Below are 24796 nucleotides of genomic sequence, written 5' to 3' on the forward strand. Positions count from 1 at the left end.
CTATGGAACGCAGCACAATTGAAATTCGTGGCGCCTTTGAGCATAACCTGAAGCATTTGGATCTGAACATTCCGCGCGGGCGGATCACGGTCATTACCGGGGTGAGCGGATCAGGAAAAAGTTCGCTGGCCTTTGATACGATTCTGGCCGAAGCCAATCGACGTTTTTTTTACACTCTGTCCCACTATTCCCGGCAATTTCTGGATCTCGGTTCGAGGCCGGCTCTGCGCTCGGCCAGTGGATTATCACCCGCGATTGCCCTGGCGCAAAATGAAACGCAGCCATCTGTGCGAGCCACGGTGGCAAGCCTTACCGATATTGGTGAACTGCTGGGCATTCTTTTCTCGCGTTTTGCCGAAAAACGCTGTCCCAAACACGATCTGCCGACAGAATCCCGCAGCATCGAAGATCTGGTTGGCCATGCCCGCGCTCAGCTGTTTGGTAAAACAGTCGCTGTCCTGGTCTGTGTTGCTGATCAGAAAAAAGGCCAGTTCCGCAAGGTCCTGGAGGACTATCAGAAAAAAGGCTATGCCCGCGCCTATATCGACGGTGATCTCGTGACGCTCGAACCCATCCCGGTTCTGGCCAAAGAGGAAAAGCACGATATCGATATCGTCATCGATGTCACCAAGGTGGAACCGAGTCGCGAGGCTCGTCTGCGACGATCCTTGGAGACGGCGCTGACCCTGGGTGAAGGCACCGCAGTCCTGTGTCAGGCTGATGCCAAAGGTGTGCTTGATAAAAAAACAAGGCAGCATCTGTCACTGCATGCCGGCTGTCCTGTGTGCTCCTTTAGCTGGCCGAAACTGGATTCCCGGCATTTTTCACCCAACTCGCTGGGTCGCTGTGCATCCTGTGAGGGACGGGGCTTGCAAAAGGATGATGATGAGCTGGACACCAGCAGTGATTTTTTTGAACCGGATCCTTGCCGGACCTGCGGTGGAACCGGACTGCTGGTTGACCTTAAGGCGATTTTATTTCGGGGTCGTTCGATTCATCGGGCCTATCAAAGTTCGATAGCCGAACTTGAAAGCTTTTTCCATGACGCCCTCGTCAGTCTTCCCCCGGATACAGCCGCCCAAAAACTGGTTCTGGAGCAGCTGGTCCAGCACCTGCGCCGACTCAAAAATCTTGGTCTTGAATACCTGGGCCTTGGCCGGCGTATTCTTTCGCTTTCCAACGGCGAGGCGCAGAGGCTTCGTCTCAGCAGCATCCTGAGCGAACAGCTGCGCGGCGTGCTGTATGTCCTGGATGAACCCAGTCAGGGCCTTCATTCCAGTGAAATCGAACGCATCAACGAAGCCCTGCGGCGCCTGCGTGATCAGGGCAATACGGTTCTGGTGGTGGATCATGATCCGCATATCATGCAGGCCAGTGATTGGATCATTGATCTTGGACCTGATGGGGGTCGTCAGGGTGGGCATCTGCTCGCACAGTTTGCGCCGAAGGATGCGGCACTCTATAAGAATGAATCGCTCACCGCCCGTTATCTGGCGGGACAGAAGGAGGCTCCGGTTCAGAAGTCGAGCAAGCGCCGCAGCTTCGATCATTACATTACGCTGCATGAACCCCAGCTCTATAATCTTCGGATCAAAAAAGCCCGGTTTCCCATGCAGGCCATGACGGTGGTGACAGGCGTCAGCGGTGCCGGGAAAAGCAGCCTCGTCTTGAAAACCCTGTATCGCAATATCGAGCAGATCCTGCGGGAAGGCCCTCGCAAAGCGCCGATTGCTGTCAGTCGGATCGAAGGTGCCGATGCGGTGACGGCCTGTACTCTGATATCACGCAAGCCGATTGCGAAATCATCAGTCAGCATGCCTGCAACCTGGCTCGACATCTTCACCGAATTGCGTCAGCTCTTTGCCAGCGTTCCGGAAGCCCAAATCATGGGTCTGGATGCCGGATCCTTTTCCCTTTCGCATGAAGAGGGACGCTGCCCGGAATGCAAGGGCCGAGGCAAGCTGATCCTGACCATGAAATTTCTCTCGGATGCCGAGGTGCCTTGTCCCATCTGTGCCGGCAAGCGTTATAAGCCCCAGGTTTTGGAGGTGCGGTACGGAGGCTTGAATCTGTCGGAAGTTCTGGAACTGTCGATCGCCGAGGCGGTGGAAATGTTTCAAACCCATCGCCTGATTCAAAGGCGCCTTTTACCAGCCGTTCAACTGGGCCTTGGCTATTTGAAGCTGGGTCAGCCCACCTCCAGCTTGTCGGGTGGTGAATCCCAGCGTTTGAAACTCGTCCCTTATCTGGCGAAAAAAACAGTGCCCGGAACGGTGCTGCTCATGGACGAACCCACTGCCGGTTTGCATTTCCGTGATGTAGCTTTGCTGTTGGATCAGCTGCAATCTCTGGTGGCACAGGGTGCAACTCTGGTTATCGTTGAGCACGACCAACAGGTGATCCAGGCGGCAGACTGGGTTATGGAGCTGGGGCCGGGTTCTGGCGACGCTGGAGGGCTACTCCTTTATGAGGGTCCTCCCAAGTAGATGAAACAATTGAATAAAAAAACTGTTGCCATGTCGATATTGCTGTGTCATAAAGCTGGTCACTTAGACGGATTTATCCAGCAAGGGGTTCTTCATGAAACATGTGATCATGGCAACAGCATTGATTCCAGCCTGTTTTATCCTCGCTTGCGGCACAAAGAAAACCGAGAAAAACGTGCCTGTGGTTATTGAAAACCAGAGTTCTGATTCCACAGCCCAAACTCAAATCGATACCAATCTCCAATGCAATATTGATGGCGTCAACCAAAGCCAGGAATGCCAGACCGCAAATCTCGCTGTGGGCCAGATCGTGGTTATACAGCAAAATTCGTGGTTGAATCCGCGTTTTGATGACAATGGCATTGTGCAGAACCACGACGGGATATGCCTGGAAAAATTTACGGCAGGTGGCATGAATGATGTGTCCCTGGCTTCCTGGGATATGAACTTGGCATCGATGCATCTGCAAGACCAGGCCGCCCGCTGCCGCATGCAGATCCGGGTCGCCTATAAAAAGGGTTACGCCTTTGCCATCCGCCGGGTCGAAGTTCCGCTCATGGGTCAAATTCCTGTTGATTCCCAGGCAGTTTTTGATGGATCCTATGGCATCCAAGATAAAAATCCTTTGGTCATCCAGAAGACTCTGGAGACTCGTTATTCGGACAAGCCCCTGCGTTTGGATCACACCGTCGCGGATCAGAACATCGTATGGTCCAGCTGCAGTGGTCAGAGCGAATTGCGGATCGATACCGCATTGTCCTTGAATTCCAGTGGGTCCGGCTCCCATGGGGACCTGCGCATCGAGGGCAGTAGCCCCTATCGTTTTGAAGTCTTATGGGCCAAGTGCCTGTAATGAATATCTCTGAGTCATACTCCTTGTGATTGGGCGGCGATCTCCGGATCGCCGCTTTTTTCTTTGATATTCCTTTCTTAAAAGTAAGTGTCAGAGCCTCAGACAGCTGCCCTTATTTTCTGGCACGCAATCGGAAAGTTAAACTATGGATTCAGGGACTTGGGTCTGGCCTTCGGCTTGCAACAGATAACGGGAGATGTTCTCCTTCTGTTGCGGAGTTGTTATGCTTCTGAATGCTGCTTCCACATCGATGTTCCGAATCCTGGCCCTAAGCCTAGTATTTTCAGCTGCTGGTGGCATTTTTCTCGCCAAGCAGTCCATGGATCAGCGCGAGCATTTTGCGAAAGAACTGCGCTCGGTCACGGTTGTGCCGCCTTCGACCAAACCAGCGATGACTCAAGAAAGCATTGATATCGCCATGGAACTCTTTGAAATCAAGGTGCCGGTCAACGCCAATGCACCCCGTTTGGATATGACTTTGGAAGACCGCGGCCTGACAACCTTGAACGGTTGGGGCAGCAAACTCGATGTGACAGTCGGACCCGCAGCATTCACCAGCTGGGCTCTTTTGGGTTCAACTCTGGCCCATGAACTTGAAGTTCATTGTCGGCAGAATTTTGCCGTGATTCGCATGAAGGATTTGATGGGTTTGGATGGCACTCTGCAGGCGGAGCGCGAAGCCTATTTGCATGAGCTGGCGAATTCCGAGCGTTTTCATCTGAAAACAGCGGATCAACTGAATATCAAAGCCACGATGGATTATTATTATCCAGCAGCGACCCAGGCGGAAGACCGCCTGAGCGCCAAGAAGTAATCAGTAACGTATCATGCTGGGCTCGACCTGCGTCGCCCAGCTTTCCACGCCCCCTTGCAGGGATTTGACCCGCCTTAAACCCGCTTCCTGCAGATAGAAAGCGGCCGACAAAGAACGCACCCCGTGGTGACAGATGGTGACAACCGTCAGCTCCTTCAAGCCTTCAAAAATTCTAGCCAGATCCATACGAGCCATCAATTGTGAGCCCGGTACGCGGCAGATTTCAAATTCCCAGGGTTCCCGTACATCCAAAAGAAAAATCCGTTCCGGGTTTTTTTGCAGAAGGTCCTTCAGGGATATGGCGCTGATTTCAATCTCATCGGCTATCGTGGCTATCTGTTCCAATCTTTTTACGACTCCTTCCAGAGGCATGCGGGCGCGATCGGCAAGGTCAGCGATCGTCCAGTGATGTACGTCTTCGGTTGTCTTGTCCTGTCTTGAGCCAGACTGCCAGCAAAGCACAGCAAAAGCCTCTTCGATCACCATCGGGAGATGTGGGATGTTCAGGGCGGCCAATGGCAAATCTTTGCTCAGTCTCAATTTGGCTCATAACCTCGCTTATACTCGAGGTAATACTGAACTGAACGATCCAGATCGGCAAGTTCTTTATCAGTTAATGGCCGAGCTTCGCGCGCAGGATTGCCTTTAATCAAGGTGCCGGGATTGTATTTTTTTCCCGGAGGCACAAGTGATCCAGCAGCGACCACGCAACGCTCGGGAATTGTTACATCGTCCATCACCGTTGCGCCCATGCCGATCAAGCAGTGATTGCCGATCCGACATCCATGCAGCACCGCGCCGTGGCCCACCGTGACATCATCCCCGACGAATGTAGGGAAATAGGTGTTGGTGACGTGAATCACCGTTCCATCCTGAATGTTGGTGCGCTTGCCAATCCGGATGTAATTGCAGTCACCGCGAATGACGACGTTGAACCAGATGCTGCTGTCCTCGCCGATTTCTGTATCGCCGATAATGTGAGCACCGCTGGCAACAAATACGCCCTTGCCGAGAGTCGGCAGTTTGCCCTTATAAGGCAGAAGGGTGGATCCTGGCATGAGATACATTGATCACTCCTTAAAAGCCTGCCCCAGATTTTGAATCAAATCCTCGGGTCCAAGCCCATCTCTTCCCCACTGCAATACCGCTTTTTGGGCTGCCTTGGCCACTGCTCTTTGGGCTTCGTTGCCAACCAGGGGCGCACTGCGTCCGGCGCAACCGAAGGCCGCCGCCACTCCTGCCAGAACATCACCGCTTCCTGCTTTGCCCAGGGCACGTGAACCATCGGTATTCAGCAGAAAACGCCTGCCGTTCTGTGATGCCATTGTAAAGGGTGTGGCACTTTTATAGAAAACACTGACACCAAACGTCTCGCAGAATGTCCAGGCCTGAGTCAGTGATTCCAAATTTTTCAAGTCGCTGTGGGAGCTATCGATGGCTCGCCACTCGCCAGGGTGTGGGGTCAGGAGCGTGCGATCGGAATCAAAGATGAGACCTCGAGCCATTGTGCTCCAATTTTTCAAGGCGCCTGCATCAAAGACCAGAAAAAGTCCTGAATTCTGCTGCTCGGTTTGCAAGGCCTTAAGGAGTTCAGGCGTCAAAGGATTCTGCATGGTTCCTGGGCCGATGACCAGCGCCTTGACCCGACGTTCGCGAAGAAAGGGCAGCAGTTTTTGAGGATCGGCACCGCAGTCTTCATAGGTCAAGAAACGTGGCAAAGCAGGTCGATCGCGGGCATCCAGAAGAGCAACACTGACCCAGCCGGCGCCGGCTCGCATGGCTGCTTCGGCAGCAAGAAGAGGGGCTCCCAGTTTTCCCTGGCTGCCGCCGATGATCAGCAGGTGCCCACGGGTAAATTTGTGGGCATCCGCAGGCAGATCATGCCAGGGCGAAACGCGAGGCAGAACAGCTGTATCGTGATCCAGATGAAAGCCTTGCTGCTTCAAACAGCTCTGAATGGCCTCGGGATGGAACGGTAAAGGCATGATGCGCAGTTCACCGCAGAAGGACCGTGCGGGTTCCAGAACGTGTAAAAGTTTGGCAGATCCGAACGTGATCGTGTGCGTGGCAGGCAAGAGAACTTCATCCGGCTGCCAGACATCTGCCAGCATACCTGATGGTAAATCGATAGCCAGGACCCGCTCCGCTTTCAGGGCCCTAAGATCGATCAGGCACTGACGCACCAAACCTGGGCGCAACAGCTGTTTGGGGCCAAGGCCCACAAGGCCATCGATGATCAAAGTGGATGATGGGAACGATGAAAAATCGTGAGCATCACGATAGGGAAGGCAGGGTGTGCCGAGCTTTTCATAACGCAGGCGTTGGGTTTGGCGATCGGGTGTTTCCTGAGTGTCTGCCGCCCTGACATCAAAAACCGCAGGCGCAAAACCCGCTTCTTTCAAATATCGGGCTGCGACCAAAGCGTCACCGCCGTTGTTTCCCGCACCCGCCACCACGAGGATGGAGAGTCCAGGTTTCCAAATTTCCATGGCCAGTCGCGCAACGCCAAGCCCCGCCTCTTCCATCAGGTCGAGCGAGGGGACACCATGCAGCGTCGTCGTGAGATGATCGATGTCTCGAGCGACCTGGCCAGCCCAGATCACGGATTAGTTTCCGCTAACCTGGCCACCGGCTTTTTGGATGACCTTGACGATTTTATCGGTGACTTCACCCTTGAGCGGCCGATGCGTCAGGGCAATTTTTTCCTTGGTCAGGGCGAAATGGCAACCTTTGGGGGTTTGATCGCATTTGAAGGTCAGAGTGGAGGTGCCCAGTTTGGAAATGGTGACGATCATGTCATTGCCACTCATACCGAATTGGACCATATTGCCCAGCTGGCGGCCGCCCATGGCGTCTTCCAGTTTTTTTATGACAGATTGAGGATCGCTATCGGAGAACTGGATCTGCATGAAGATTTCCTTATCACACCAGGATTACCATTCGCTGGCATAAGCTTCCCGGCAAAGGTCATGGAGAAGCTGTTTCACAATCATTTCATCTGTCATAATAGATTTTTGATCCATGATCCAGGAGATTCCTCCAAACGGGTCGCAGTGGGGATCGAATCGATGGAGAAGCTCATTGCTCTGCTGAAAACCCTGCAGTCGCGACAGATGGATTTCAAGACTCAGGTCAGTTTGCATGAGCTGCAGCTGCAGGCGACCCAGGACAAGCACAAAGCCAGCCATGGTTTCCCGGCCTTTGGCATAAACCGGAAAAAGACTCAGCTTTTTATCCTTGCGGCTATTGTCATTGAAGATCGCCACCGCTTCCTTGGTGTTCTGAAACAGCTGCGTGACCGTTTTCTGCAAGGTCGCCCGACTATGTTCATGGGCAGCCGCCGGGTTGCCGAGTTTCCACGCACCACCCTCAAGGCTCGCTTGGGCAAGGATCTTGACCCATTGACGATCCATGACCCACCTCCTTAAAATTTTTTAGAAACCTGTGTGGATATTGATATGCAATGAAAGTGTCGAGACCACAGTTGGGAAAATCGCGCGTTGGGCCGCTATGGTATTTTCATTGCTGGGACTGAGTCCGGTCGTGCTGCGATCCATGACCGAGGCTTCCAAACCGATATCAACCGCTTTCACCAACGTGACGTCCGAACGGAATCGGGCGCCAAACGTATTGTGATTGAATTCGATTACCGAAACCTCGCCAAGGTCGTGAAACCTTTGACCCTCAGTGATTTCAAAGAATGCTCCAATGGCAGCGCGGAATCCCTGATCATGGCCATAACCGATTTCCGAAAGAATCCGGCCTTGCCAATCGGGTCCATTGACGCGATCCACGTTGTAGGCGTATTCCGAAAGTTCGCCCTGCAGACCGAAGCGAATGCGATTCATGGCGACATATTCGATGCGCCCGACCTGTCGAGCATTCGAAAAGAGAAAATCGCCATCATAGATGTAACCATGGAAATCTGTTTTCAGCAGAGTCTCCAGGTTGTTATTTTTCTGGGCCAGGAAAATCCCAACCTGCGGGATGCCGGCGCCTTGCGGTTCATCCGCACCACCGGGCACGAGCCCACGGCCGCCAAGGTTCAACCCGAGACTGGTTCCTGTGGCGATGGACCATTCCACGGCCGCACCCACCCCAACGCAGAACAGGCCTCGCGGCTTATTTTTTTGTAGAAGAAAGCGTTCCTGCTCGGTGCGTGCATCGGGAAGGACGAGGACTTCGTCGGTCCCACCTTCAATACCAAGTACGGATATATCAGCTTGAAAGATCCAATGGGGAGCCTTCTGTGCCGACGCATTGCGCTCAGCGCCTAAATCCAGCTGCAGGGTTCCGCTCTTGATCTGATGCTCGCTGCTCTGATTATCCACGCGCTGACGGGTCTGCGTGCTGGCTCGTGGAATGAACTGGACCTGACGCTTCGCCGACAGAAAACGGAAGGGCTTGGGTGGCTCTGCGGCTTCTGCAGTCCCAGCACCATTGGGTCGATTCGTGGCAGGTGGCACAGTGTTCTGCAGCTCCTGCTTTTGCTGCTGGATCAGCAGCTTTTCCGCTTCCTTTTGATAAAGCTTTTGCGACTTCAAAAGTTTGGATGGCAGGACAACGGCTTGCTCGAAAAGGTCGAGCGCGAGCTGATATTCACCCTGTTTGAAGGCTGCGATCCCACCGTAGTAACCTGCCAGGTCAAACAGGGGATGGCCGTTGGGAACATTGCGAAAGGCCTTCAGGGCATTGGCATAATCATCGGAACGAAAAGCCGATTGGCCATATTCGTAGCTCGGATCTGGCTCGAGTATGCTAATATCCTCGACCTGCTGGAAGAGTTTGTACGATTCTGTGAATCGTTTCAGTTGGTAAAGGGAGCGAGCCAGCTGGATTTTGGCTGGCGCGTAATCCGGCTGCTTTTGCAGGAGTTGGGAAAACAGGTCCACGGCATCGTCGTAGGACTTGGCTTCATAAGCATCCATGCCGCGGCGGAAAAGTTTTTGGAGCACGGCGTTTTTGGCTGGAGTCTTGACGGCGGCCGCCCACAAGGGTGACGACGGCACAAGCCCTGCCAAAGGGATGGATATCCCCCAGAGGGCGGTCACAAGACCAGCGGTCTGGATCAGTGCCTTCATCAAGCCTCTTTACGTGGTACGTTCTTCTGTCTCGTTTGATTATACCAAAGAGACTGGTATAGCGCTAAGGTGGGCATTTTTGACCGGTTGCTGCCTAAAAAACTTGCAGGATATGCAGACATAACTTGATTGACTCAGCTGATTGTTTATAATAGCCTTTCAGCCTTTCTTTATTTCAAAGGAGTGGTACATGGCCCGCGTTTCCATAGAAGACTGCCTCCAATATATCGAGAACCGCTTTGCGCTCGTCGCGGTTGCCTCGCACCGGACCCGCCAGCTGATGGAAGGCAAAACTCCTTTGGTCAAAACCAAGAACAAAGAAGCTGTCACAGCCTTGCGTGAGATTGCCGAAGGTCTGGTTGTGAGTATGAATCCCGATGCTGATAAGCTTCCTCCGGTTCGCTCCCCAACGGCTCCGGTTGCCATGGCGCCAGCGTCTGATCCGGCTTAATCTCCTGTCAGGGATCCAGTGGATCCCTTGGCCCTCGCCTCCTGCATAAGCTCCCGAGCGTCAATTCAAGATATTGATCTTTCTTCAGCGTTTGCCACTTCTTTTTTTCCGGTCTTCTGCGTTATGGTACCTCCACTTCAAGCAGATAATCAGGATCAAAAAAGGAGTTTTCATGCGGATTCACGCCCATTCCATGATTTATGTATTCGGTCTCGGTATGGTAATGAGTGGGTGCCAACCCTCTGATTCGAGTCAGATGCAGGACGCATCCTCGCTTGCCTATAACTGTCGGGCGATTCCAGCCTGCGACGCCAAGGCACCTGATCCCGGAGCGTTCCGTCCCTTTCAAAATCGAAAACCGAGTGGCAATGCCTGGCACCGGGGTCATGATCAGTACTTCAAGCAGGGTGATGACCAGTGGATCATCGGCAAATTCAATTACGGAAATTTGCTCGCGCGCAAGGACCTGCAGGGCGAAGAGGTGGATATCTATCTGCTGCGCGGCTGTGGGGATACTTGGGAAAAATTAGGCACTGGAGTGACAACCCACGGCGGTGGCGCCACCATTGAGGGCATTCCAGACGATGGCGGTCGTGTCTACTTCCAGATCCCGGTCGATAAACAGCTGGATGTCGGACGGCATCGCGTGCACCTTGTCGTCGCCGGGGATCATACGACTACGGAAATGTTTATCGAAGTCATGCCGGCCGGCGTGCCTCTTTTTGTCAGCGATGTGGATGGGACCTTGACCACTTCGGAACTGGCAGAATTGGGATCCACCATAACCGGTGCCACACCCGATGCCAATGATGGAGCGGCCGAGGCCTTGAAAGGTTTGGTGAGCAAAGGTTATCGTCCGGTTTACCTGACGGCGCGTCCGGAGCTATCGGTGCAACGGACGCGGGATTTTGTTGAGGAACGCGCGTTTCCGGACGGCCGCATTGAAACCAGTCTGGCTTCGCTCCTTGGTCTGACCGGCAGTAAGGCTGCGGCTTATAAGTCGGATGCTCTGAATCGTTTGGTCGATAAAGGCTTTGAAATCGCGTATGCCTTCGGCAATACCGATACGGATGCCCAGGCTTATGAAAATGCCGGCATCCCCACGGAATCGCGCTATTTCTTTAAGTACAATGATAAGAAATTCGGAGGCCAAAGGATTGAGTCGTATCGAGAGCTGAATAATTTCGCGTCGCTGGATGGCGTCTGCGAATAAGGTGACAAGCTCACCTTTTCTGCACTGAAACGTCCGCGCCTAAAATCATCTGGCTGATGCAACTTTCCACAAGGTCTTCACGGCTGATATAGCGGGAATCAAACCAGTAGTTCTGATTGCATTCCAGCCAGATCTGTTCGCCAAAGACTTCGTGGATGGCGTCCTTCAAACTATCCCGCAAATCATAATAGTCCCAGGCCGTGGCCTGTTCCGCCTGCTTCGTCGCAATATAATGCTGGCTGATGGATTCGAAGCTGCAACGGATGTTGCGGTGTATGAAATGAGTGACGAATTTGTGGATCTGCGACTCATACTTTTTTAAGTAAGACCGCTTTTTCACTGATCGAAATTTTGCTAGCTCAATGACCTGTCCCATGACCTCACCCTATTGTCGAACATACCATCAACCTCCCGGATTCTCTTCTCTATCGGTGCTTTGTCGGTATTTCTTAAACAGCATAAGCCAAAATTATAGGCAGTATTTACCCGGTTAAACTAGGAAAAATTGAGTCGTTTCGGTCAGTTGAGGGGGGCTAAAAAAACTTGTATTCTTTCGATAGGCCCCTCTATCAGGAGGTTCCATGGGATTCAAAGTGGGCGACAACTACTTCAATCGGGACGGTTATCCCGGTGTAATCCTTGGCCGGGATCAGAAGACAGAAGCGCTGATCGTCGAAAAAGAAGGCCCAAACTTCGATAAAGCCAGGAACATTGGCTATATCAACGGCTTGACTCCGCAGGAGCGTGGTGAGTTTGAAACCATCATCACCGCCGTGCGGGAAAAAAAGGATCCCCGGGAAAGGGTATCGCTGCTCCAGGGCGTCGTGGAAGAGATGCGCAGCGACCCCAGAAAGCAGGTTTTAACCCGCTATCTGGAAGGGGAAATGGCTCACATCATGAATTCCGAGGGCATCAGCCCAAGGATCTATAAGATTGACGACTCGAAACTCTAAGGTTTGGGAAAGGGGAAGTTCATGCCACATATCGGTGACCTTATTTCGAAAGCAGGGATTTACACCAATCCTGGTGTGATTACAGAGAAGAAGGAAGACGGTACCGTGGTCATTGACACGGAACCGATGTCCGTCAACAAATATCACCGTTATACCAACACCACCGGTCTTAACGAAGATGAGAAGAACAAGTTCAACGGCATCCTCGATCAGATCTATACGAAAGAGGATGATGTCGAGAAAATTCAGGGCATTCAGCAGAACATCGACACTCTGAAAGTCGATCCGCAGAATCAGAAGATCGTTCAGTATCTGCGTAACCAGCAGGCATTCCTGATCCGTCAGGCGAAAAACCTGCCACGCACTTACAACTACGATGCTTCCAACCTTCGTGGCATGAAGCCAACGAACGAGTGAAAACCCAACCGAAAAAGCCTCAGTTCACGGCGGACTGAGGTTTTTTTCTGAACTTCAGCTCTTCCACCACCAGCTTAAGGCTGGCGCGGCTGCCTTCCGGTGCGATCATCGCAGCCCGGTTGTACATGGCAATGGCCAGGAGCAAATCCCCCTTCTGCAGATAACCTTCCCCTAAAAATTTCCACCATTCGAGGCGAAACGTCGCTGGCAATTCATCGGGCAATGGAATCTGGGACATGCGATCCAGATGTTTCATGCTGATCAGGGCCGAGGGCTTGTTGCGCAAAAACAGATAGGTTTCAATCCAGCTGACATCCGCGGGCAGGTCATCGGGCAGCTGCTTTTCAATGCCGGCCAGGAGCCTTAGCCAGCTGCGATTGCGATCCTCAGGCACGTCGCGTAAAAGGAGCCAGCGCACCCACATTTGACGCAAAAGGCCGTCACCGACATGCAGTTCCTGAACCAGATTAATATAGGCTTTCAGGTCATCCCGGGCTTCGATCCACTCACCCAGCTGAATACGCCGATCGGTTGCCAGGATAAAGGCCTCGACGTTTTCCATAATCCTGGGTGGATGAGGATTCAGAATTTTCAAATCCGCATCGAAGCTGGGATCGGGATCGCCCTGAGCCATGACCCTGAAGCGCTGCTGCAGAACCAGAATGCGAGCCCCAGGATCCTGATCGAGACGCACGCGCCAGGGCCAATAATCCTGAGCGGGAACCCAGCCTTTCGGTTGCCGCTGCCCCAGAAAAATGCCATCCACTTTGGACAGCATGGCTTTGCTATGCGGACAAGCGTCGCGCAAAATTCCAGGATAACGGTACAGCGACTCCGCCTGCAACGCGGGCCCGACCCGGGTATAGTGGGCGCGCAGATAGGTTTGCCAGGCTTTAATGATGTGTTCGGCGGATTGACCAAAGGCCTCTTCCCAACTGGAACCCGCATAAAGTGCTTTGACCTTATCCAGACCGCCCTGCTCCAAAAGATAAAGAATCAAAGACCCGGCCACCGTGTAGGCTCGGCTGCCGGATTCGCTCCAAAACAGGGGTGAAAAAAGCTGTTCAATCTGCGCCACCCGGCGATTTTGAATAATATCCGCAGCGCCTTCATGCAGACTCATATCATCATCGCGGGGCGCCAGGGCCACAGCCAGGCCTTCCGTAAAAGCCATATTCGGATGAAAACCTATGCCGTGGTAGGCAAAGCGCGAGGCGATGGCATGCACCAGCTCGTGGCGCAGGGTTGGGTGCGGCCACCCATCCAGCGTGATATGGATCGAGGGTGTTACGACATCCGTAATATCCGTTCCGTCACCGCCAAACCAAAGTTTTTTGCTCTCCCGATCCGGATACACAAAGATATGGACACCTGGCTGATCGACCGCCAGAAGACGCATCAGATCCTGACTGTGAAAACGCGCGGACTGATAAATATTTTCAAGGCGCCGTTGAAAATTGCCATCCAAAGGTCGGTTGCGATAATGAAGAGTGAAACCGGGACCCAACCTCGTCTCGGGCATAGCCGTAATCAAGGCGGCGAGGCCATGTGATTGGCTTGGACTCTGGCGTCCCTGCCAATGGCAGACCAACCATGCGGCCAGGCAGAGCGTTACCGCCGGCCAGCGCAGACGGCGGCTCTGCAGGATGACACCGATCAGCAACGCTAGCGCCAAACAGATATGACTGATACGCATCCACGCGACACCGGCATCCAGGGGAATCCAGCTATCATAGATGGCGCCATGTAAAAAACCAGCGAAGATATGCGTGGCTCGCTTCTGTGGCTCCCACCAGATTTGTGCTGCCAGGAGCAGACAGCTGGTAAAGAGCACCACACCGCATATCAGCAGCAGTCGAATGCGCGACAGACCCTGACGACGAGCGTGTTCAATCCAGCTCCCCACCGCAAACCCCAGAGTCAGATGAGGTAGGGTTTGGAGCCACCAGAACGTGCGAAATTCGCCGCTGGCACATGGACACACGTTCCAGCCGAAAACCAAAAGAGCTGGCAGAAGATTACCGATCACGCCCGCGAGCATGAACAGCAGCCGCTTTTTAAGCGACAAAAAGGAAGGGTCGATCAATGCCCCGAAGGGAATCAGGAGCAAACAGGCATAAGCATTGAGCGTAGTATATTCGTATTCAAAATTGCGCCCCATCGGCAGAAGCAAGGGCAAAAGAGCCGCCAAAATGGGGATCAGACTATACTTGATCAAAAGAATTGCCTCGTTGATTCACGCGTGACGAGAAGCGGAACCTAGAGTGTACTAAAAAATGTCCACTGACGTGAACCCTGTCGGCACAAAGATAAAAGTTGACGTCGATGCTTTTGAATGTGCCGCGAGAATTGCAGGGTATCCTGCGGGCTGCTTGCGGCATGCCGACTGATCAGATCAGCAAAGATCCGATCGGTGGCCTGCAGCAGATTCATGGTGCGCAGGCTCAGCAAGCATTCACCAGGAGTGGCCAGCAGCAAACCGTTGCGTTTCAAGGCTTCGTAGTCGCGGAACACATCCTGCAATTCGTCATCACCGATCAGATCGGCGACCAGCTGCAATTCCTGGATTCGGTTTTCAACCAGAAGAGCTGTTTCACTTTTGTAAACACTGGCCCGGTAATAATTCAGCTGCTGCATGATCTCCGTTTTTATATCCCGTGACAATTCGATGAGTTCCATCATGATATCCCGGCGATCATAACGCGACATGGACGCCTCCTGATTCCCCTGATGCTTGGCTTGCTCACAAGTCTATTGTATCAAGGGAGGGGCGAGTGCTGTCAAATCCTTGGCCTATAAGGGCTTGGGCGGTTTTGCGGAGTTTCGGTGAAAAGCGCAGTTCTTGCAGACGCTTCCTACCATTCGGCGCGCACGGAACCATCGGGTGAACTGAGGGTGAGTTTCATCGGCTCGGTACCATTGTCAGGCTGGCGATCAAAGAGCAGGAGGAATTCACGGCTCCAATGATTGATTTCAGGAAAAAAGGGTTGCCATCGTTCCTTGGGTTTGAGCTTCTTGATGGCGGAAGGCTTGAGCGTCTGGCCAGAAACCTGAAGCTGGATATTCCAAAGGTCCGCGTCCGCGACGTTTTCCAGTTCCTGGTTGGCGGTATAGATCGTCACGAAAAAGGCGGTTTTCGCAGCGGCATCCTGGATCAGCGGCTGGGGTTCATTCCAAATATGAGCATAACGTTGGGTCAGGGCCTGTTGGAAGGCAGGCGTCACGCGGGTGATCTGCGCCTTGAACCGGGTCTCGAAGTTATGGATGACATCGTACTTGACCGATGCCGCCTCATAAGCCTGAAAATAAGGCTTGTCCTCATGAGCGGCCAGGGGATAGTTGACTTCCGGTTCAGGTGAACTGAGGCAGGCCGTCAACAGAAACAGCAAGGGTACGAGTCCGCGAGTTTGCACGTCAGCATCCTTATTGAGATCAGATGGTCACTCGGTTGCGGCCACCTGTCTTGGATTGGTACAACTTTTTATCCGCGTCCTCAAGTAGCGAATCAGGCGTGGTCATCTTGGGATTCAGCTGAGAAACGCCTATGGACAGGGTTTGCTTGATCGAATGCCCCTGAATATCAAATTTATGGTTTTCAAAGTTGTTCCGGATCCGCTCCGCCAGCTCATAAGCTGTTTTCGCATCAGTCGCCGGGAGCAGAATCACGAATTCCTCGCCGCCATACCGACAAAAGATGTCCTCTTTCCGTATGATGGATTTCACCAGAGTCGCTGAGTCCCGCAGGATGCCATCGCCGACACCGTGACCATAGGTGTCGTTGACTTTTTTGAAAAAATCGAGATCAAAGTAAATGATCGAGAGAGGACGGCCATAGGCGCGGGAAAACTTCACTTCGGTTTCCAACGCCTCAACCAGATACTTTTTGTTAAAGATATTGGTGCCGACATCGATCGTAGCCATGCGATAGATCTTGTCATGGAACACGTTCTCAATATTGCCCTGCGCAAAGAACTTGAAAACGATATTGCCAAGACGGATAATGTCACCGTCCCGCAAAACTTGACGTGTACTGATTTTTTTATCATTCACATAAGTGCCGTTGGAGCTACCCAGGTCGGCGACATAAACTTCATCGCCCTGCTGCAGGCACTGGGCGTGACTGCGCGAAACACTTTGCTCATTGACCACGATCTCAACCGTCGGCGCTCGACCAACGACCATCTCTTTTTGGTCGAGAACATACCGTTTGCCCAGGTTGGTGCCGCTGTACTGAACAAGACAGGCAGCCGACTTCTTGGGTGGATTGAAGATGCTCGAACCGGGGTCAGCAATTATGGTTTTATCGTCTGCCATTGTAGTGGAACACTCGATGGTTAGGCGTCATTGAACAAGATTGCGGTCTTGCTTCAAGGATAACATGTCCGGGCCAACGGCGCAATCCGGCGCCGGTTCGAGTGGACGCGCTTCTGGTAATCTCAGGGACTTGCGGGCCGCCTTTTTGATGTACTCAAGTCGGCCTTGCCTTGGTGAAATGTGTCTAGTAATTAAGGAAGATTGGATATTTTATTGAGTAGAGGTAGTCCATGCGCGTGGTGATGGTCGGAACAGGTTATGTCGGTTTGGTAACTGGAACCTGTCTCTCAGAAGTTGGTCACGATGTGACCTGTGTTGACTTAAGCCAGGAAAAGATTCGCCTTCTGAAGGATGGCGTTTGCCCCATATTCGAGCCAGGCCTTGAAGGCATGATCCGTCGCAACGTCGAACACGAGCGTCTCCACTTCACCACCGAACTGGCAGCACCCTTGGCCGAGGCGGACATGGTTTTTATCGCGGTCGGCACACCGGAAGGTGAAGACGGTTCCGCGGATTTGAAATACGTCAAGGCCGTGGCGGAGTCGCTGGGCCGCTTGGTCAATAGAGATATGGTCGTGGTTGTGAAGTCGACCGTTCCGGTCGGGACCTGCGATATCGTCGAGGAAATCATCGATCGCGAGCTGGATAAGCGGAAGGTTAAGTTTCAGGTCGTCGTCGCCTCCAATCCAGAGTTTTTGAAGGAAGGCGATGCGATCGCTGATTTTATGAAGCCGGATCGCGTGGTCGTGGGCTTGAATGATTTTACAGCGGAAACGTCGTTCCGCGATCTTTATCGGCCCTTTATCATGGATGATCAGGGCAAGCTTCTGCTCATGGATCGCCGGTCCAGTGAGCTGACCAAGTATGGTGCGAATGCCATGCTTGCCACTCGTATCAGCTTTATGAATGAGATGGCTCTTCTGTGCGAACGCCTGGGAGCGAATATTGATAAGGTGCGTCTTGGCATTGGTTCGGACGCGCGCATCGGCCGCAAATTTTTGTATGCTGGTCCTGGTTATGGCGGCTCCTGCTTTCCGAAAGATGTATCGGCCCTCTTGAAAACTTCAATCGTGCATGGCGTGGAATTGAAAGTTCTCAATGCTGTGACCGAAGCCAATGATCGGCAGAAAAATCTGGTCTTTCAAAAGATCGCTCAGCATTTCCGTGACCTCGCAGGTCGCCGCGTCGCGGTCTGGGGCTTGACCTTTAAGCCCGGAACTGACGATGTGCGCGAGTCGCCGGCCACCGTCCTCATCAGACGTCTGTTGGATGCGGGCGCTTTTGTCATTGGTCATGATCCGCAGGGCCAGTCCAACTTTGCCAAGGAATTTGGTGAGCATGAGCGTCTGACTTATGCGGATAGCGCCTATGATGCCATTCGCGGCGCGGATGCTCTGGTGCTGGTGACTGAGTGGAGCGAATATAAAAGACCTAACTGGGATAAGGTGGGGCAGATGATGGCCAGCCGCGCGTTGTTTGACTTGCGCAACCAGTATGAATCGTATGATCTCATCAGTCGCGGATTTCATTATGAGTGCGTCGGACGCCCGGATTCGCGATCCCTTCCTATCTGAGACGACAAATGGATGTGTGGTTGATACTGTCTCTGATGCTGGCGGCAGGTGGTGTGGCTTTTGGATTGGTTCAGACTTTGCGGGTGCGAACGGCGGCGCAGAGTCTGGAATATGCGCGCAAGGAAGCCGAGGAGCATCGGGCGCGTTTTTTGGAAACCGCAACTTTGCTCAGGGATACCAAGGAGAAGCAGCAGGAACTCAATCTGCGCTGCACTCGTCAGGAAGCTGAGCTGCATTATCAAAAATCCTCCTACGAAGAACGGCTCAAAACATTTCAGGAAGCCGAGCATAGGCTGAGCCAGTCGTTTCAGGCGCTGTCAGCCGACGCCTTGCGGCAAAGTTCGGAATCCTTCCTGCAGCTGGCGAACAGCGTTTTCAAGCAGCATCAGGCCAAGGCTACAGGTGAACTCGACCTACGGCGTCAGGCCGTGGATCAGCTGATCGAGCCTATCAATAAATCCTTGGGTAAAGTGGAAGAACGCATCCAGGATCTGGAAAAGCAGCGCGTCGGCGCTTACCACGGCCTGCAGGATCAGATCAGTCTCTTGTTGGATGCCCAGAAACGTTTGCAGCTGGAGGCATCCAACCTCGCCACGGCTTTGCGTTCGCCCACCACCAGGGGGCGCTGGGGGGAACTTCAGCTGCGCCGCGTGGTGGAGCTTGCGGGCATGCTACCTTACTGTGATTTTGAAGAACAAACACACCTCGGCACCGACGGCCGTCTGCGGCCGGATATGATCATCCGCTTGCCTGGCAATCGATCGATTATCATCGATGCCAAAGTCCCCCTGCAGGCTTATCTGGAAGCCGTGGATTGTGCCGATGATGATCGGCGCAAGGAGCATTATAAGCAGCACGCGGCCCAGGTGAGAAAGCAGGTTCAGGCCCTGGGACAAAAATCCTATTGGGATCAGCTCGACAATTCACCGGAATTTGTTTTGCTGTTTTTGCCGGGCGAGGCTTTTTTCAGTGCGGCGCTCCAGGCTGATCCCAGTTTGATTGAAGTCGGCGCCGATCATCGGGTTTTGATTGCGACGCCCACGACGCTGATCGCTCTGCTCCGCACTGCGGCCCACTCCTGGAGGCAGGAGGATATCGCCCGTAATGCCCAGGAAATCTGTCGCCTCGGCAAGGAACTTTACCAGCGAATCAGCGATATGAGCAGTCATCTGTCAGATATGGGGCGCAGCCTGGGGTCCAGTATGCAGGCTTACAATCGACTCGTTGGGACGGTGGAAAGCCGGGTGCTGGTCAGCGCCCGTCGATTCCAGGACCTTAAGGCTGATGACCCGAAGAAGGAAATCAAGGAAGCCCCCATTCTGGATCAGCAGCCGCGGTTTTTACAGAATCAGGAACTCATCTAAGGACAGCTTATTTCTTATACGGCATCATGCCGAGATAATCCTTCTTACCGACATCCACTCCGTTATGGCGCAGAATCGCATACGCTGTGGTGATGTGAAAATAGAAGTTCGGGATCATATGATGAATGGCAAATTCTTCGCCTGTCAGCCACTGACCTTCCCAGCGTGGTTGACTGATCTTCCGGCTCGCAGCTTCGACATAATCGTTTGGTGAGAAGGATTGCAGATAAGCGATGGTGCTTTGAATGCGTGCCTTCAATTCCGGTAGCGTCTTCTCAGTATCAGCATGGCTCGGTGCTTCCTTGCCAGTCAAGCGTGATGCGCCCAATTTTGCTGTATCGCACGCAATCTGGACCTGGCGGATGAGGTTGAACTGATCCGGGGCCAGCCGTCCATTCAGCAAAACTTCCACATCGAATTTCTTCGTTTCGGCAAACTGGACACCTTTTTCCATGAAGGTCGAAAGGTTGTTCAACATTTTAACAAATTGAGTGATCGTGATTTCGTAAAACATGGCAACTCCTTGCGAGATTACGCCCCAGCTAACCAAACCGGGCTGGGGTGTGCAAGGCAAATTCCTGAGCCTGTCAATTTGTTGAAGGCGGGCGCAACGTTCGTAAAAACGACTGAATGGCCTCTGGATCCTTGGCCACGAAGCCTTTGAATACCGTGGACGGACTGGTGCGGTCATGAATCTGGCTGCAAAGATGGATAGGCAATTCCGGGCGCAGGGAGTGAATGTGTTCCGCCAGTTGAATCCCCTGCATTTCACTGCCAACGAAAAAGCGATCGGTGATCAAAGCCTGGGCCCGGCTCAGGAGTTCAGGATCCTGGCGTACGGCGATCAGAAGCTGCTCAGGAAAGGCAAAGCAAATCAGCTGAGGGTATAGATCACGCCACATATCCTGATAAAGCGGGTCGTCCTCGACCAAAATGAGCCAAGGCAGGGTCGCATCCTTCTGTTCCAGACGACGTGCCAGCAGCTGTTGGGCCAGCTGTGCCGTTAAAGGTTTGGGTTCAAAGATGTCCGCGCCGGCCTGCAGAGCAGCTTCACGCAGTTCAATGCCAGAATGATGCGAATGCAAGCCAATGAGCGCCCGCGGCTGCAGCTGCCGCAGCTTGGGAATGAACGCAAGCCCATCATCGGCGCCCAATTCATAATCGACCAGAATCAGATCAAAGGAATCTTTTTCCACAAGATCCGTCGCCCGCCGCGCGTCCTCGGCCGTGAAAAGTTGAAGGTCGAGGCCCGTGGAACGCAGAGTTTGCCACACATCCCCCATGTAACTCGTATAAAGATAATCATCATCAATCAGGAGGATGCGCAGAGTCCTTGAGCCCTGAGGTTTTGTCACCGCAGGCTGCAGGACCGGTGGCAGCCGTTGAAAGATATGACTCAGGTCCCGTTCTTCCAGGGCGCTTTTCGGATCGGCACGATAGGAAGCCGGCACGGTAAAAATGAAGCTTGTGCCATCGGACTCATGCGATTCACAGAGAATTTGCCCGCCGTGACTCACGATGACTTTTTGCGCGATGGCCAGACCAAGACCCGTGCCCTGACGCTTCCCTTCCGTAAAAAAAGCCTCGAAAATACGCTGCCGCTTGTCGGTCGGAATAAACGATCCCGTATTATGAATGCGCACGCGCAGCCATTTCCGGGAGCCCGCATGCTCCTCACTGCTGCTAATGGTAATGGTGCCTTGATCAGGCGTGGCCTGGATTGCATTGTTCAGAAGGTTGGCAAACACCCGGGCCAGCCGAAAACGGTCGCCTTCGAACATGAGGGAATGTTGCGGCTGAAAACGCAGCTGCACGCTCTTGCCTGCGGCCGTTAAAAGATTCAGCGCATCATGCACAACATCCAAAAGGCTGAGTGGTTCGGTCATGATTTCCTGATTGGACGCCATTTCCAGGACATCACTGATCATCTCTTGCACGGTGTGCGCCATGCGCTTGACCTCGGGCAGCCAGTTTCTGGCCAGATCCCGGATGCGTTCCGGATCCTCATGCGAGGCCATTAAAGTCAGAACGCCCTGCAGCATGGCAAACGGCCGTTTCACATCATGCACCAGCATCTGCACCGCGGAACCCAGAGCGCTTAATGACGCCTGACGCAGTTCATCCGTCTGCTCGCGGCGCAGACTGTCACCGACCTGGGTCAGCAGCAGGAGGGGAATACCATCGGCATCGCGATGCAGATTCCGATTGCTATGAATGAGGAGCGGCGTTCGATAGAGAGGAATCAAAGCAGGATTGTGCGAAAACTTATGCAGATGCTCATGAATCAGCTTCTGCCGACGGAAGGCTTCATCTTCCTGCACGATTTTTTTCAACGCCACCTGGCCTATGCCATGCAGCTGCCTATGCAGATGGTCCATGCAACCGAAGGCCATGCTTAAGGTGCTTTCGCCTTCATCCGCGCTCCCTTCAAAAAGGCTAAAGAGAACGGCATCGGCCGGCTGCTGGGTCTGCAGGGTCAGATCCCAACTCCAGCGACTCTTTAAAAAGGCCCGAAAATCTTCCAAAAATGCCGTGGCCGGTTCGGGCGCCAGGCAGTGAATATTGAGCGTGCCGGGGCCTGGCTTATCGGCAATATCCCGGAGCGGCAGATCATGTTGAAACCTTTGGTTCTCAAAGAGGGAGCGCAGAGGTTTTTTACGCCAGAGCGAACGCTGCCGGGCGTAGTCGGTGATGGCCTGCGCCAGACTCGGATCCGGTTGCTTGGCCGCTGGAGCCAGCCACAGAGCCCGCAGAATGTTTTGCTTGGCAATGGTCGTGCTGCGGCCATTGAGAATATTGCCGGCCGGCGAGGGAAAGGTATCGCCGGGAAAAATGGCGACAAAGGCTTCATCGAAATCATCATTTTTCCAAAGCGCGGCATCCAGTTTTTGAATGCGCACAAGTTCGTAGCGCTTCGGGTCCTTGGAAAAACGCGCATTGCTGCGGAGCTGAATTTCATGAGGCTGTTCCGAGACGAGCTGCCAGCAACCGCTGGTCAGATTCACCTGACCGCGTCGGTGCAGAAAACAGGAGGGGTGACTCAATCTCTCCAAAAAATCCGGAACCGCGCGATTCAGCAAAACTTCCAGTCGATAGCGTGACAGCACCCGAAAACTCTTGCCGATTTCGCTGCCCGTAAAGCGCAGAATACGGCCCAATCCCGACGGATGGAAAGGCTGTCCCCCCACCCGCAAAAGTGTATCCATAATATCGTCGGCCGTCATCTCCTGGCCGTCGGCAAAGACACAGCCTTTTTTGATTTGCAGCCGATAGGATAAGCCTTCGCGACTGATGGAGCAGGAATCCAGAACGCGACGATCCGAGGTGCCCCCGATCGTACTGCCCAGGGTTTCGCCGCAGTTCACCTGCAGCAGTTCATCGATCCAGCTGTCCGCTTTCCATTCCGCGTGAAGTTTTGGGAGCCGAGGCAAAAATAAACGCAAGGTTCGCGTATCATGGGCTGACATCAGTCGGGCTCCGCGGCAATTCCTGAAGGAGGGGCTGGACCACAGCCTGTTCAAATTGTTCCAGGTGCTTGATATGCCGTTCGAGGGATTCCTTTTTCTGCGCGGCCTGTTCTGGAGTATCGAACGGGGTTTGCAAAGCCTTTTGCGCTAAATATCGCAGACTGCGCATGGCAGCCAGATAATCATGATGGGCTTTTCGCCAAGCTTCCTGTTCAGTGGGATGGCGCGGGCCTTCAATCACCAGTCGGCTGGTTTGGGCGTCCCGAATGATCTGGGCCTGGATGGGATAATTGCTCATCCGCGTGTCTCCGGAGTTTCGGTTTCAGCCATGACATTCACCATGCCGCGCAGTTCCGGAGCCGTGGTCAAGCCCATCTTCACCAACTCCTGCAGTTTGGTGGACAGCGTGGAACGAGGGATTCCCAAATTTTTGGCCAGTTGCCGCAAGGTCAGCCGTCCCTGCTTTTGATATTCTGCTGTCACCAGCGCGAGCAAAAGACGCATGATCAATTTTTCATAGGTCCATTCTTCATCTTCGCCCCATTCCAGCACAATACGGCGCTGATGCGTATCCGCGCTCAGACTCAGGCCTTCTGATTTCTTCGGCTTATTGACCTGTTCCCAGATAAAGGCAGGGATGGCGGATGGCGCAATCACTCCACCGTAAGCGTGCTCGGTCATAGCCCGCAGACAGTTGCGCAGTTCACGGATATTGCCGTTCGACCAATCATAGTGTTTGAGAACTTCAATAGCGCTGGCGCTGACCTCATAGGGACCGCCACGCATGGTCTGGCAAAAGCTCTGCAGCAGCTCATCGAATTCATCCATGCGTTCGCGCAGGGGCGGCAGCGTGATAACGGCTTCACAAAGCCTTTGCCAGAGATCCCGACGGAATTTGCCTTCCTGGACCAGCTGCTCCAGATTTTCATTGGTCGCCGAGAGGACCCGCACATGCACCCGCTTGTTTTGCGAAGCACCGACGGGACGCAGCTCCTGATTCTCCAAAACCCGCAGCAAGGCCACCTGAGCCGGTGCGCTAAGGGTGGCAACCTCATCCAGAAAAACCCAGCCGCCATCGGCCTGTTCGAAAAGACCAATTTTATTGTTCTGGGCGCCGGTAAAAGCCCCTTTCACATGGCCGAAGAGCTCGCTTTCGATCAGACCAGCTGGAATTGCTCCGCAATGAATGCGAACAAATGGGAGTCGCTCGCCTATATAATGAGCGAAGAGATCGCCGATCACTTCCTTGCCTGTTCCGGTTTCACCAAAAACATGCACGGATGTCAGCGCGGAACTGATCATGCGTGGAATACGTTCGCAGAGTTCGCGGCAGGTGCGACCCACCACCTGCGGCATGGCGGTCATGGTCCGCTGCTTCTGCCTTTGGTCGAGACGGCGATGATATTCGGTGACGGCTGCTTCGATACGCCGCCGAATCTGTTCCATATCGCTGCCTTTAAACAGAAAATCATCTGCACCGCGAGCAATACAGTCCCGTACGGTCGAGGCATCATGCAGATCGGAACACATCACGATCAAAGTTTGAGGAAGTCGCGTTCGCAGTTGCTGGGCCAGCGCCTTCCCATCAGGGCCGGGTCGATCCAGATAGATATCAAGCATCAGGACAGCTGGCTCGCCCATGGCCGGGAGGGCCTCAAGCAATTGCTGGGCCTGGGTGAAGGACGACAGTTGGACGCCGATCGGTATCAGGATATCGCGAACCTGATCGAGAAACAGCGGATCGTCATCCAGATGAAGGATGGCAGGTTTTTGCAGCATGAGGACTCCTTCCAGCTGGTCGAGCCGAGG

Annotated in this window: 24 protein-coding genes; 9 read left to right on the plus strand and 15 right to left on the minus strand. The window is 53.5% G+C overall.

The window, feature by feature from the left end:
* Window positions 1-2 precede the first annotated feature (2 nt).
* The 3 genes from VE954_RS07995 (at window position 3) to VE954_RS08005 (ending at window position 4153) form a co-directional block, all read left to right on the plus strand.
* Window positions 3-2486, plus strand: coding sequence for an excinuclease ABC subunit UvrA (locus VE954_RS07995; RefSeq protein ID WP_324951455.1), 2484 nt, complete (start codon window positions 3-5; stop codon window positions 2484-2486).
* 94 nt (window positions 2487-2580) lie between these two features.
* Window positions 2581-3339 carry a DUF4360 domain-containing protein gene (locus VE954_RS08000; protein ID WP_324951457.1) on the plus strand — a complete coding sequence of 253 codons (759 nt, stop codon included), beginning with the start codon at window positions 2581-2583 and terminating at the stop codon, window positions 3337-3339.
* 223 nt (window positions 3340-3562) lie between these two features.
* Complete coding sequence (locus VE954_RS08005; RefSeq protein ID WP_324951459.1) at window positions 3563-4153, plus strand: hypothetical protein; 591 nt, start codon at window positions 3563-3565, stop codon at window positions 4151-4153.
* On the opposite strand, the gene VE954_RS08010 is transcribed toward VE954_RS08005, so the two are convergent.
* The 6 genes from VE954_RS08010 to VE954_RS08035 are packed head-to-tail and all read right to left on the minus strand — an operon-like array spanning window position 4154 to window position 9234.
* Window positions 4154-4693, minus strand: coding sequence for a rhodanese-like domain-containing protein (locus tag VE954_RS08010; RefSeq protein ID WP_324951461.1), 540 nt, complete (start codon window positions 4691-4693; stop codon window positions 4154-4156).
* Complete coding sequence (locus VE954_RS08015) at window positions 4690-5220, minus strand: gamma carbonic anhydrase family protein (protein ID WP_324951463.1); 531 nt, start codon at window positions 5218-5220, stop codon at window positions 4690-4692. Before VE954_RS08015 ends, VE954_RS08010 begins: the two co-directional genes overlap by 4 nt.
* A gap of 3 nt (window positions 5221-5223) precedes the next feature.
* Window positions 5224-6756 (minus strand): NAD(P)H-hydrate epimerase, encoded by a 1533-nt coding sequence (locus tag VE954_RS08020; RefSeq protein ID WP_324951465.1) that lies wholly within the window; start codon window positions 6754-6756, stop codon window positions 5224-5226.
* Window positions 6757-6759: 3 nt separating this feature from the next.
* Window positions 6760-7062, minus strand: coding sequence for a hypothetical protein (locus VE954_RS08025; protein ID WP_324951467.1), 303 nt, complete (start codon window positions 7060-7062; stop codon window positions 6760-6762).
* A gap of 24 nt (window positions 7063-7086) precedes the next feature.
* Window positions 7087-7566: a hypothetical protein gene (locus VE954_RS08030; RefSeq protein ID WP_324951468.1), complete on the minus strand. Its 480-nt coding sequence runs from the start codon at window positions 7564-7566 to the stop codon at window positions 7087-7089.
* A 21-nt stretch (window positions 7567-7587) separates the two neighbouring features.
* Window positions 7588-9234, minus strand: coding sequence for a tetratricopeptide repeat protein (locus VE954_RS08035; protein ID WP_324951470.1), 1647 nt, complete (start codon window positions 9232-9234; stop codon window positions 7588-7590).
* Window positions 9235-9424: 190 nt separating this feature from the next.
* Between VE954_RS08035 and rpoZ the strand changes: the two genes are divergently transcribed.
* Window positions 9425-9685 carry a DNA-directed RNA polymerase subunit omega gene (gene rpoZ, locus VE954_RS08040; protein WP_324951472.1) on the plus strand — a complete coding sequence of 87 codons (261 nt, stop codon included), beginning with the start codon at window positions 9425-9427 and terminating at the stop codon, window positions 9683-9685.
* 172 nt (window positions 9686-9857) lie between these two features.
* Window positions 9858-10898: an LNS2 domain-containing protein gene (locus VE954_RS08045; RefSeq protein ID WP_324951474.1), complete on the plus strand. Its 1041-nt coding sequence runs from the start codon at window positions 9858-9860 to the stop codon at window positions 10896-10898.
* A 10-nt stretch (window positions 10899-10908) separates the two neighbouring features.
* Here the strand turns inward: VE954_RS08045 and VE954_RS08050 are convergent, their stop codons facing one another.
* Complete coding sequence (locus VE954_RS08050; protein WP_324951476.1) at window positions 10909-11274, minus strand: hypothetical protein; 366 nt, start codon at window positions 11272-11274, stop codon at window positions 10909-10911.
* A 205-nt stretch (window positions 11275-11479) separates the two neighbouring features.
* Here VE954_RS08050 and VE954_RS08055 point away from each other — a divergent pair, with 205 nt between their 5' ends.
* The gene (locus VE954_RS08055) at window positions 11480-11851 is read left to right on the plus strand and encodes a hypothetical protein (protein WP_324951478.1); all 372 of its coding nucleotides are present in this window, start codon (window positions 11480-11482) and stop codon (window positions 11849-11851) included.
* 21 nt (window positions 11852-11872) lie between these two features.
* Complete coding sequence (locus VE954_RS08060; protein ID WP_324951480.1) at window positions 11873-12268, plus strand: hypothetical protein; 396 nt, start codon at window positions 11873-11875, stop codon at window positions 12266-12268.
* Window positions 12269-12287: 19 nt separating this feature from the next.
* On the opposite strand, the gene VE954_RS08065 is transcribed toward VE954_RS08060, so the two are convergent.
* The 4 genes from VE954_RS08065 to VE954_RS08080 form a co-directional block, all read right to left on the minus strand.
* A complete protein-coding gene (locus tag VE954_RS08065; protein ID WP_324951482.1) occupies window positions 12288-14486 on the minus strand; it encodes a hypothetical protein in 2199 nt (732 codons plus the stop codon).
* 41 nt (window positions 14487-14527) lie between these two features.
* Window positions 14528-14977, minus strand: a complete 450-nt coding sequence (locus VE954_RS08070; protein ID WP_324951484.1) for a hypothetical protein — start codon at window positions 14975-14977, stop codon at window positions 14528-14530.
* 146 nt (window positions 14978-15123) lie between these two features.
* Window positions 15124-15681: a hypothetical protein gene (locus tag VE954_RS08075; RefSeq protein WP_324951486.1), complete on the minus strand. Its 558-nt coding sequence runs from the start codon at window positions 15679-15681 to the stop codon at window positions 15124-15126.
* Between the two features lie 19 nt (window positions 15682-15700).
* Window positions 15701-16582 (minus strand): GGDEF domain-containing protein, encoded by an 882-nt coding sequence (locus VE954_RS08080; protein ID WP_324951487.1) that lies wholly within the window; start codon window positions 16580-16582, stop codon window positions 15701-15703.
* Window positions 16583-16812: 230 nt separating this feature from the next.
* Here VE954_RS08080 and VE954_RS08085 point away from each other — a divergent pair, with 230 nt between their 5' ends.
* Both VE954_RS08085 and rmuC read left to right on the plus strand, forming a co-directional pair.
* On the plus strand, window positions 16813-18156 hold the full coding sequence (locus VE954_RS08085; protein ID WP_324951489.1) for a UDP-glucose/GDP-mannose dehydrogenase family protein: 1344 nt from the start codon (window positions 16813-16815) through the stop codon (window positions 18154-18156).
* A gap of 8 nt (window positions 18157-18164) precedes the next feature.
* Entirely contained in the window at window positions 18165-19520 is a 1356-nt protein-coding gene (rmuC, locus tag VE954_RS08090; RefSeq protein ID WP_324951491.1) for a DNA recombination protein RmuC, read from the plus strand.
* A 7-nt stretch (window positions 19521-19527) separates the two neighbouring features.
* Here rmuC and VE954_RS08095 read toward each other — a convergent pair whose 3' ends face one another.
* From VE954_RS08095 to VE954_RS08110, 4 genes are all read right to left on the minus strand, one after another.
* Entirely contained in the window at window positions 19528-20034 is a 507-nt protein-coding gene (locus VE954_RS08095) for a DUF1993 domain-containing protein (protein WP_324951493.1), read from the minus strand.
* Window positions 20035-20107: 73 nt separating this feature from the next.
* Entirely contained in the window at window positions 20108-22987 is a 2880-nt protein-coding gene (locus VE954_RS08100) for an ATP-binding protein (protein ID WP_324951495.1), read from the minus strand.
* On the minus strand, window positions 22974-23285 hold the full coding sequence (locus tag VE954_RS08105) for a hypothetical protein (RefSeq protein ID WP_324951497.1): 312 nt from the start codon (window positions 23283-23285) through the stop codon (window positions 22974-22976). The genes VE954_RS08100 and VE954_RS08105 overlap by 14 nt, the downstream gene beginning before the upstream one ends.
* Entirely contained in the window at window positions 23282-24766 is a 1485-nt protein-coding gene (locus VE954_RS08110; protein WP_324951499.1) for a sigma-54 dependent transcriptional regulator, read from the minus strand. Before VE954_RS08110 ends, VE954_RS08105 begins: the two co-directional genes overlap by 4 nt.
* Window positions 24767-24796 lie beyond the last annotated feature (30 nt).

This window comes from Oligoflexus sp. (genome assembly GCF_035638955.1).
Lineage (GTDB): Bacteria > Bdellovibrionota_B > Oligoflexia > Oligoflexales > Oligoflexaceae > Oligoflexus.

Bases quoted from the DNA above. Each gene is read 5' to 3' on its own strand.
- VE954_RS08070 (WP_324951484.1), bottom strand. From the start codon at position 14,977: ATGTCGCGTTATGATCGCCGGGATATCATGATGGAACTCATCGAATTG.
- VE954_RS08060 (WP_324951480.1), top strand. From the start codon at position 11,873: ATGCCACATATCGGTGACCTTATTTCGAAAGCAGGGATTTACACCAAT.
- VE954_RS08080 (WP_324951487.1), bottom strand. From the start codon at position 16,582: ATGGCAGACGATAAAACCATAATTGCTGACCCCGGTTCGAGCATCTTC.
- VE954_RS08055 (WP_324951478.1), top strand. From the start codon at position 11,480: ATGGGATTCAAAGTGGGCGACAACTACTTCAATCGGGACGGTTATCCC.
- VE954_RS08025 (WP_324951467.1), bottom strand. From the start codon at position 7,062: ATGCAGATCCAGTTCTCCGATAGCGATCCTCAATCTGTCATAAAAAAA.
- VE954_RS08100 (WP_324951495.1), bottom strand. From the start codon at position 22,987: ATGTCAGCCCATGATACGCGAACCTTGCGTTTATTTTTGCCTCGGCTC.
- VE954_RS08110 (WP_324951499.1), bottom strand. From the start codon at position 24,766: ATGCTGCAAAAACCTGCCATCCTTCATCTGGATGACGATCCGCTGTTT.
- VE954_RS08050 (WP_324951476.1), bottom strand. From the start codon at position 11,274: ATGGGACAGGTCATTGAGCTAGCAAAATTTCGATCAGTGAAAAAGCGG.
- VE954_RS08035 (WP_324951470.1), bottom strand. From the start codon at position 9,234: ATGAAGGCACTGATCCAGACCGCTGGTCTTGTGACCGCCCTCTGGGGG.
- VE954_RS07995 (WP_324951455.1), top strand. From the start codon at position 3: ATGGAACGCAGCACAATTGAAATTCGTGGCGCCTTTGAGCATAACCTG.
- VE954_RS08015 (WP_324951463.1), bottom strand. From the start codon at position 5,220: ATGTATCTCATGCCAGGATCCACCCTTCTGCCTTATAAGGGCAAACTG.
- VE954_RS08030 (WP_324951468.1), bottom strand. From the start codon at position 7,566: ATGGATCGTCAATGGGTCAAGATCCTTGCCCAAGCGAGCCTTGAGGGT.
- VE954_RS08005 (WP_324951459.1), top strand. From the start codon at position 3,563: ATGCTTCTGAATGCTGCTTCCACATCGATGTTCCGAATCCTGGCCCTA.
- rmuC (WP_324951491.1), top strand. From the start codon at position 18,165: ATGGATGTGTGGTTGATACTGTCTCTGATGCTGGCGGCAGGTGGTGTG.
- VE954_RS08085 (WP_324951489.1), top strand. From the start codon at position 16,813: ATGCGCGTGGTGATGGTCGGAACAGGTTATGTCGGTTTGGTAACTGGA.
- VE954_RS08000 (WP_324951457.1), top strand. From the start codon at position 2,581: ATGAAACATGTGATCATGGCAACAGCATTGATTCCAGCCTGTTTTATC.
- VE954_RS08095 (WP_324951493.1), bottom strand. From the start codon at position 20,034: ATGTTTTACGAAATCACGATCACTCAATTTGTTAAAATGTTGAACAAC.
- VE954_RS08045 (WP_324951474.1), top strand. From the start codon at position 9,858: ATGCGGATTCACGCCCATTCCATGATTTATGTATTCGGTCTCGGTATG.
- VE954_RS08105 (WP_324951497.1), bottom strand. From the start codon at position 23,285: ATGAGCAATTATCCCATCCAGGCCCAGATCATTCGGGACGCCCAAACC.
- rpoZ (WP_324951472.1), top strand. From the start codon at position 9,425: ATGGCCCGCGTTTCCATAGAAGACTGCCTCCAATATATCGAGAACCGC.